Annotated in this window: 7 protein-coding genes; 1 reads left to right on the top strand and 6 read right to left on the bottom strand. The window is 65.5% G+C overall.

Annotated elements, in window-relative coordinates; genetic code table 11:
- The 3 genes from G6021_RS16730 to G6021_RS16720 all read right to left on the bottom strand — a co-directional run.
- A partial coding sequence (locus G6021_RS16730) for an APC family permease (RefSeq protein WP_182641772.1) occupies window positions 1–1,273 on the bottom strand: 1,273 nt, incomplete at its 3' end.
- 67 nt (window positions 1,274–1,340) lie between these two features.
- Window positions 1,341–1,937, bottom strand: coding sequence for a CueP family metal-binding protein (locus tag G6021_RS16725; protein WP_182611235.1), 597 nt, complete (start codon window positions 1,935–1,937; stop codon window positions 1,341–1,343).
- Window positions 1,938–1,942: 5 nt separating this feature from the next.
- Entirely contained in the window at window positions 1,943–3,883 is a 1,941-nt protein-coding gene (locus G6021_RS16720; protein WP_182611245.1) for a heavy metal translocating P-type ATPase, read from the bottom strand.
- Window positions 3,884–3,913: 30 nt separating this feature from the next.
- Here G6021_RS16720 and G6021_RS17955 point away from each other — a divergent pair, with 30 nt between their 5' ends.
- Window positions 3,914–4,159, top strand: a complete 246-nt coding sequence (locus G6021_RS17955) for a hypothetical protein (protein ID WP_007625921.1) — start codon at window positions 3,914–3,916, stop codon at window positions 4,157–4,159.
- 840 nt (window positions 4,160–4,999) lie between these two features.
- Here the strand turns inward: G6021_RS17955 and G6021_RS16710 are convergent.
- The 3 genes from G6021_RS16710 to G6021_RS16700 form a co-directional block, all read right to left on the bottom strand.
- On the bottom strand, window positions 5,000–5,356 hold the full coding sequence (locus tag G6021_RS16710; RefSeq protein ID WP_017838595.1) for a metal-sensitive transcriptional regulator: 357 nt from the start codon (window positions 5,354–5,356) through the stop codon (window positions 5,000–5,002).
- The gene (locus tag G6021_RS16705) at window positions 5,353–7,725 is read right to left on the bottom strand and encodes a heavy metal translocating P-type ATPase (RefSeq protein WP_182611234.1); all 2,373 of its coding nucleotides are present in this window, start codon (window positions 7,723–7,725) and stop codon (window positions 5,353–5,355) included. The genes G6021_RS16710 and G6021_RS16705 overlap by 4 nt, the downstream gene beginning before the upstream one ends.
- 86 nt (window positions 7,726–7,811) lie before the next feature.
- Window positions 7,812–8,021 carry a heavy-metal-associated domain-containing protein gene (locus tag G6021_RS16700; protein WP_007625927.1) on the bottom strand — a complete coding sequence of 70 codons (210 nt, stop codon included), beginning with the start codon at window positions 8,019–8,021 and terminating at the stop codon, window positions 7,812–7,814.
- Window positions 8,022–8,403: the final 382 nt, after the last annotated feature.

The following is an 8,403-nucleotide window of genomic DNA, read 5'->3' as shown; positions in this document are numbered from 1 at the left end:
ACGCACTAACGGAGATACCCACTAGGGCCACGATCGCGGTGATGCCCAGCGTGAGTGGGTCGGACTGCGCCTTGAGCAGGAGGAAGGGTACGAGCACTGCGACGTCGAGGACGATCGCGACCCACGGGATCCACGCCTTGGCATTGACGTCGTCCTTGAGGCGTCGGACGATCCCGTAGTGGATGGCGATGTCCATTGCCAGGTACAAGATCGCCCCCAGGGAGGCGATCTGTGACAGGTCGAAGAAGGCTGCCATGAGGATCGCCAGGCCGGCTGTGATGTAGAGCGACTGGTGTCCGCCGGCCCCGGGTAGTCCCGGCACCTGGCCCATGTCGCGGAGCATGTCGTAGAGCTTGGAGACAGAGAACAAGCTCGCGATGAGTCCTGACAGCGTCGCCACCACCGCGATGATCACGGTCAGCGTGACGCCCCAGGATCCGAACATCGGCTTGGCAGCCTCGGCGAGGGCGTAGTCGCGGGCCCCGATGATCTGCGGAACGGTCAGGCTGGCGGTTACTGCGACGGTGATCAACAGGTAGAGGACGGTGCACAGGGCGATGGAGATCATGATGGAGCGGCCGATGTTGCGCTCCGGGTCCCGTAGGTCCGCGCCCTGGTTGGTGATCGTGGTGAAGCCCTTGTAGGCCAGGATGCACAGGGTCACCCCGGCCAGAAAGCCCATCCAGCCGTGCTCCGGTGGGGTGCGTTCGGCGACGGTGAACAGTCGGTCCAGCGAGGACACGCCCGCGGCCAGGATGCCGGCGATCGCCAGCACAGCGATGCCCACGATCTTGAGCGCCGCGGTAGCGGTGGCTGACCGCTCGACCCACTGGTTGCCCACCAGGTTGACCAGCGCGGCGGCGGCGATGGCGAGCACTGCCAGCACCGGCACCCACAGGGAGGAGTCCTGCATGCCGAACGGCCGCAGCACGTAGGTGCCGAAGGTCCGCCCCAGCAGGGACTCGGCGAGGATCATCGACACGTACATGAACAGGGAGAACGTGCCGGCCGCCACCCCGGGCCCGTAGGCGGCTTTGAGCAGCATCGCGATCCCGCCCGAGGACGGGTTGATGGCCGAGTACCGGATGTAGGAGTAGGAACTGAACGCCACTACCACCGCGCCGGCGAGGAACGCCCACGGCACCCAGCCGCCGGCCAATTCCGCGACCTGGCCCACGAGGGCGAAGATGCCGGCTCCGATCATTACCCCGGTTCCCAGCGCGACGGATCCGGTGAGAGTGAGCTTGTCTTGGGACTGTGTGCTGTGGTCCATGCTGACCGCACTACCTTCCTGCCGGTGGGTGGCCGCGTCGGTGGCGATATCGGCGCGAGTGGGGATGTCAGGCGAGTTGCATAGTGGTCAGGCAGGTGAGGTCATCGTCGCCCGTGGAGATCGGAGCGGTGGCCGTTCTGCCGTCGTGGTCGATGGTGAGCGTGGCCGTGATGCCTCGCGGTAGCCAGAGCCCGAGAAAGCCGTTGTCGTAGGTGATGCGCGGTTCGTCGATGAGGGTGTCACCGGAGGCGTTATCGGTGACTGTGACGTGCACCTGTTCGTTGGCGATCTCGCCGAGGCAAGTGGTCAGGCTGTGGAATCGGCAGGGGTGGGTGCTCGTGTAATACGGAGCCACTGACAGATAGAACTGGTCCTCTGGAATAGGAATCGTCTCGAGGCTCTCATCGCCACTGGTCAAGACGAGCTCAGTCGGCTGCACCGAGGCGATCAGATCGTTCGGCCTGTCGGCCACCGGCATGGTGTCGAGCGTGTTGATGATCTGGGGTGCCTCGAGGCCGGCGAGATCGTAGGACTCCAACGAGGTGACGGGTGGTTCTGTCGACGCGTTGCCTGACGGTCCGGTCGAGCAGCCGGCGAGAGTCAACGCGGCGGCAGCAAGGAACGCGGATGCGACTCGTCGCCGAGAGGTGTCGGTGGTTGTCATGGTGGTTATCCTCGCTCCATCGCTCTTGTGACGGATTCTGGGCTCAGGTCGAGGCGCCGCAGCAGCTGGGCGTTGAGGGCAACAACGACTGTTGACAGCGACATGAGGATGGCGCCGACGCTCATGGGCAGCACGAATCCGATCGGAGCCAACACGCCGGCGGCGAGAGGCACGGCGGCAAGGTTGTAGCCGGCGGCCCACCACAGGTTCTGCTTCATCTTGCGGTAGCTCGCCCGGGAGAGTTCGATGACCGAGAGCACAGAGCGGGGATCCGATGAGGCCAGGATGACGCCGGCGGAGCCGATCGCCACGTCGGTCCCGGCGCCGATGGCGATGCCCACATCGGCTTGGGCCAGTGCGGGCGCGTCGTTGACCCCGTCGCCGACCATGGCGACCTTCTTGCCTTCGTGCTGGAGTTGGGCGACCTTGGCGGCCTTGTCTTCTGGCCGGACCCCGGCGAAGACCCGGTCGATGCCGAGCTCGGCGGCGACGGTGTCAGCGACGGCCTGAGCATCGCCGGTGATCATGACGACCTGCGCACCGGCAGCATGGAGCGCGTCGACGGCGTCACGGGACTCGGGCCGGATCTCATCGGCCAACCGCAGCGCGCCGATCACCCGGCCCTCGGCGAGGACGTGCAGGATGATCGCGCCCTCGGTACGCCACTGATCGGCGACGGGGAGTTCGTCGCGATCGTGCTGGTCGAGGAGATAGGGGCCGCCGACCTCGACCACGGTGCCCTCCACCGTGGCCTTCACGCCCACAGCTGGCGAGGAGGAGAAGTCGGTCGCCTTCGCCACGGTCAGTTCGCGGGCCCTTGCGGCCCCGACCACGGCTCTGGCGAGCGGGTGCTCGCTGTCGCTCTCGGCCGCCGCGGCGAGGGCGAGTACCTCGTCTTGGGTGTGTCCCTCGATCGGTTCGATTCCGGTGACGGTGGGTTCGCCCTTGGTCAGGGTGCCGGTCTTGTCGAACAGGACGGCGTCGACGGTGCGCATCGATTCGAGCGCGAGGCGGTCCTTGATCAGTACGCCGCCGCGGGCGGCGCGTTCGGTGGCGATCGAGACCACCAGCGGGATCGCCAATCCCAGGGCGTGCGGGCAGGCGATCACCAGCACGGTGATCGTGCGCACCACCGCCGCATCCGGCATCCCCAGAACACTCCAGATGACAGCGGTGATCGCCGCCGATGCGAGGGCGAACCAGAACAACCAGCCGGCCGCGGTGTCGGCGATGCGCTGGGCACGCGAGGAGGATGCCTGCGCGTCGGCCACCAGCTTCTGAATTCCGGCCAGGGCAGTGTCGTCACCGATTGCGGAGACTTCGACGCGCAAGCCGGAGTCGGTGGCCACCGTGCCGGCGACCACTTGCTCGCCGATCTCACGGCGGACCGCCTTGGACTCGCCGGTGACCATGGATTCGTCCATGCTGGCCGAGCCGTCGATAATCTTGCCGTCGGCGGGCACAGAAGCACCGGGGCGGACAATCACGACGTCGCCGACCGCCAGATCGGCCGGTGCGACGGTGACCACGTCGTCGCCGTCGACCTTCTCGGCCTCATCGGGTAGCAGTGCCGCCAGGGAGTCGAGTGCAGAGGTGGTTTGCGCCAGGGAGCGCATCTCGATCCAGTGGCCCAGCAGCATGATGACTACCAGCAGCGCCAGTTCCCACCAGAAGTTCAGCTCATGATCCAACAAGCTCAGGCTTGCGCCCCAGGAGGCGATGAACGCCACGGTGATCGCCAAGCCGATGAGCAGCATCATGCCGGGTTGACGAGCGCGGACCTCGGAGAGAGCGCCGGTCAGGAACGGCCGGCCGCCCCAGAGGTAGATCACTGTGCCCAGGATGGGGGAGACCCACCACACCCATCCGGCGTCGGGCAGCTGGTAACCGATGAGGTCGGCGAACATCTCGTTGAAGCCGACCACCGGCACCGCCAAGACGAGCATGATCCAGAACAAACGTCGGAACTGCCCGACATGGTCTCCGTGCCCGGCATGACCGCCATGGTCTTCATGGCCAGCGTGATGCTGCCCCGCATGGGCGTGGCCCGTCGTCTCCTGGGGCCCGTCCGGGTGATGGTGCTCAGCTACCGCCGTGTCTCGCTCGTTGAGGTGCCCGGCCGCGGCTCCGCCGGATCCGTGACTGTGGGCGTGGTCATGATGATCGTGCGACTGATTCATTTGGTCCCTTCCGTCTTGTCCATTGCCACCTGGTTGGCGTGATCTTCGAGCGGCATGCGTCCGGCAGCTTCGATATGCAGGAGTTTCGAGGGAGTGAAACAGCAAGAACATGATTCCCTGACAGCGGTGAGCCCTAGCGCATGATGTGTTCTAGGGGTCATGGACATCTCTTCCCGTGGGGCCAAGTAGCAGTTGCTCCGGGCCACGAGCCGATACCGCCGCAGGGTATCGAATCGTGCTGACATCTGTGCTCGGCCGACCACGTTCGTGACACCGCCCATCCCAGGATCGCCGTTCCCGTCGGTGATGACGCACGTCCTGGCGTTCTGGGGTCCGGCCGACAGTCAGGATCGTGGGTGAGCCAGCGGATTGTGGTGGAGATTGTGTGAAGGTTTGCTCAAGATGTTCGTCAGGGGAGTGGTTCGGGCTGGCGCCACGATGATGGCGGCTCCCTTCTAGGGCGCTCGGAACGATGGAAGCACCCTCCGCCGCTGCTGGTCTTTCGGGCGCCCAAGGGCGTGGGCCAGGGTGAGCTGCCTTTGGCCCGACTCCGTAGCCACATTGCTCGAACCCGAAGGCTTTTTCGGTGACGACCTGCGGTGATGGCCTGGGACGATTGGAACAACCGGGTTGCCAGCCCGGGATAGGGCCCGCGAGTTCGTCGAGCTAACCGGCGGCGTCGACCGGATCCTGAATTCGATCAGATGTCATGTTCTCTCCTGGTTTCTGCCGTGCGAGTTCATTGGCTTTCCCACCCGCAAACTATACCCCAACGGGGTATGTTGGTGAGGCGTGTTCACCGAATTTCGGGGCTCGGCTACATCCGCGAAGCATCCTGCTCGCGACCTTGCCGGGGCCTCCCATGCACCTACCCGCCCCCGCTTAGCGGGAGAAGCGGGCGATGGCGTCGGCCACTTCCTTGAATTTGATCTCTGCGGCCTCGTCGGACTCGTTCACTGCGTCGGCGACGCAGTGGCGCATGTGGTCGTCGAGCAGGCCGAGGGCGACGTTGCGCAGTGCGGAATTGATGGCGCTGACCTGGGTGAGGATGTCGATGCAGTACTGCTCCTCATCGATCATGCGGTGGATGCCCCGCACCTGGCCCTCGATCCGCTTGAGCCGGGCCTTGTAGCGGTCCTTTTCCTTCATGTAGCCGTGGTGACTGTGGGTCTCGCAGCCAGCGGCTTCGGCATCGTGCTCGGCTGCAGGGTCGATGGCGAGGTCCGGGGTATCCGTCATTGCTGGCTCCTGGTCTGGTCGTGGTTGGGGGTCGCGTGGCTTGAGGTGAACCCGCGCAGGCGTAGGGAGTTGGTCACCACGAACACACTCGAGAACGCCATTGCGACGCCTGCGAGCATGGGATTGAGCAGTCCGATCGCAGCGACGGGGATCAGTGCGACGTTGTAGGCGAACGCCCAGAATAGGTTGCCCTTGATGGTGCCCAGGGTCCGGCGTGACAGCCTGATCGCGTCCACGGCGGATCGCAGGTCGTCGTTCATCAGAGTGATGTCGGAGGCTTCGATCGCCACGTCCGTGCCGGCGCCCATCGCCAGTCCGAGCTCGGCCCGGGCGAGAGCTGCCGCGTCGTTGACGCCGTCGCCGACCATGGCGACGTTCTTGCCCTTGGCCTGCAGTTTCTCGATCTGGGCGACCTTGTCGTGGGGCATGACCTCGGCGATCACGTTGGCCGGATCAATGCCGACCTCGCTGGCCACGACACGTGCGGCTCCGGCGTTGTCGCCGGTGAGTAGCCACGGGGTCAATCCGAGAGCTTTGAGTCCGGCTACCGCCTCGGCGGAGGTGGGCTTGACGGTGTCGCGGACGGTGATCACGCCCGCGACGGTGCCGTCGATCTGGGCGACCACAGGGGTGCCGCCCTGCTTCTGGGCATCGTCGAACGCGGTCCGCAGGTCCGCCGGCAGGGAGCCCTCAGGGCGACCAATGGTCACCACGGCACCGTCGACGGTGCCCGTGACGCCACGGCCTGCAGTATTGGTGAACCCGGTGACCTCCGGCAGAATGGCGGATCCGGCCTCCCTGTCGGCCACGGGGCCCTCGCCCGCCAGACTCTTTGCACCCTCGCGGGCGATGGCCTGGGCGATCGGGTGCTCGGACGCGGCCTCCACCGCAGCGGCCTTGACCAGCAGATCCGTCCGGTCGAATCCGGCGGCAGTGGTGACCTGGCTGACGGACATCACTCCGGAGGTGACGGTGCCGGTCTTGTCCATGACGATGGTGTCGACGCGCCGGGTGGACTCTAGGACCTCGGGCCCCTTGATGAGCAGTCCCATCTGGGCGCCGCGGCCGGTACCGACCAGGAGTGCGGTGGGAGTGGCCAGGCCCAGTGCGCACGGGCAGGCGATGATGAGCACGGCCACGGCGGCGGTGAACGCGGTGGCCAGTCCCGCTCCCACCACAAACAAGTGCACGAGCAGGGTGATGATCGCGATGACGATCACGATGGGCACGAAGACCTGCGAGATGCGGTCGACCAGTCGTTGGACCGGGGCCTTCTTGGACTGCGCCTCGGTGACCAGCTTGGCCATCTGGGACAGTGTGGTGTTCTCGCCGGTGCGGGTGACCTCGATCAGCAGTCTTCCCGAGGTGTTCATGGTTGCGCCGGTCACCGTGGAGCCGGACGTGACCTCAACCGGGACGGATTCGCCGGTGAGCATGGACTCGTCGATCGCGGACGAACCCTCGGTGACGCGACCGTCGGTGGCGATCTTTTCGCCCGGGCGCACCACGACGATGTCGCCGACCTTCAACTGACCCACGGGGATGCGGACCTCGACGCCGTCGCGGAGGACGGCGGCGTCCTTGGCTCCCATGTCGAGGAGCGCCTTGAGTGCGGCGGAGGACTGCCCCTTGGCCTTGGTTTCAAACCAGCGGCCCAGCAGCAGGAAGGAGATCACCACGGCGGCGGTCTCCAGATAGATCTCGTCCATCGTGGAGTTTGTGGGCAGCAGATGCACTTCCATGGTCATGCCGGGCATGCCGGCGTTGCCGAGGAACAGTGCCCACAGTGACCAGAGGTAGGCGGCCGCCGTGCCCATGGAGACCAGGGTGTCCATGGTGAACGAGCCGTGCCGCAGGTTGGCGAGGGTGGCCTTGTGGAAGGGTGCGCCTCCCCAGAAGAAGATGGGGGTGACCATGGTCAGCACGGCCCACTGCCAATTGGTGAACTGCAGTGCCGGGATCATGCTCAGCAAGACCACCGGGACCGTGAGTGCAGCCGAGACAATCAGACGGTGTTTGAGGTCTGCGGTCTCGCGTTCCCTGGCCTCCTCGATCTGGTCTCGGGGACCGGCGCCGCCACCTGCGGAAGTTGCGTCCACAGCCTGGTCGTCGTCATTCTTCATCGTGAACGCGTCGTATCCCGCACCGCGCACGGTCTCGATGAGCGCGTCCGTGTCGACCTTGCTCGGGTCGAAGGAGATGGACGCGGACTCGGTGGCGAAGTTGACCGTGGCGTCCACCCCGTCGAGCTTGTTGAGCTTGCGCTCGACCCGCCCCGAGCACGAAGTGCAGGTCATGCCCGTGACGCCCAGATCTATGTCGATCAGATCCACCGCGGGGTGCATCTGGGAGGGTTGAGTCTGGGTCATCGAGGATCAATCCTTCACGGTGAACGGGTGGTGTGCTCGGGGCCAGGGATCTCGCCAGCTGCTGGGGCTGGCGAGATCGCTTCGCGTCAAGAGGTGACGGTGTAGCCGGCTTCCTTGACGGCGGCGACGACCTGCTCGTCGGTGAAGCCCTCGCCGGAGACCGACACCGTTCCGGTCTTGCTCGAGGCCTCCACCATGGAGACGCCCGCGATTTCGCCGACTTCCTCCTTGACCGACGACTCACAGTGTCCGCAGGTCATGCCCTGGACGGTGTACTCCTTGGTGCTGGTAGCCATGACGGCTCCTTCCGTTGACGGGTGTAGTTCGTTGAGACATCCGATGGCTCGGATCAATCCGAACACCAATGAACCTATACCCCGTAGGGGTATTGGTCAAGGGTGATGTTCGCTTGTGTCCGCGGCTCACTCCGCCTGCACTCTGATCGCCCGGACGCCGTATGGATTGACCAGTAGGCGGGCGCAAGAGCCGTGGCGGCAAGGTCTTTGGAAGCGCGGAGACGAGCTCACCGTGCTGGCGGTGCAGCGCGAACCAGGCCCTTGCCGCCGCAGTTGAGCAGTTCGTCATAGAGACGGGCGACGCGTATTAACGCAGGCCAACACCCGGCCATGTCTGTATCCGCAACCAATTGTTCGGAACCCTGGCCGAGGGCCTCTTAGG

Origin of the sequence: Dietzia sp. CW19 (genome assembly GCF_014145265.1) — a bacterium.
In the GTDB taxonomy this organism is placed as follows: domain Bacteria; phylum Actinomycetota; class Actinomycetes; order Mycobacteriales; family Mycobacteriaceae; genus Dietzia; species Dietzia natronolimnaea.
This window is presented reverse-complemented; position numbering and strand designations above follow the sequence as displayed.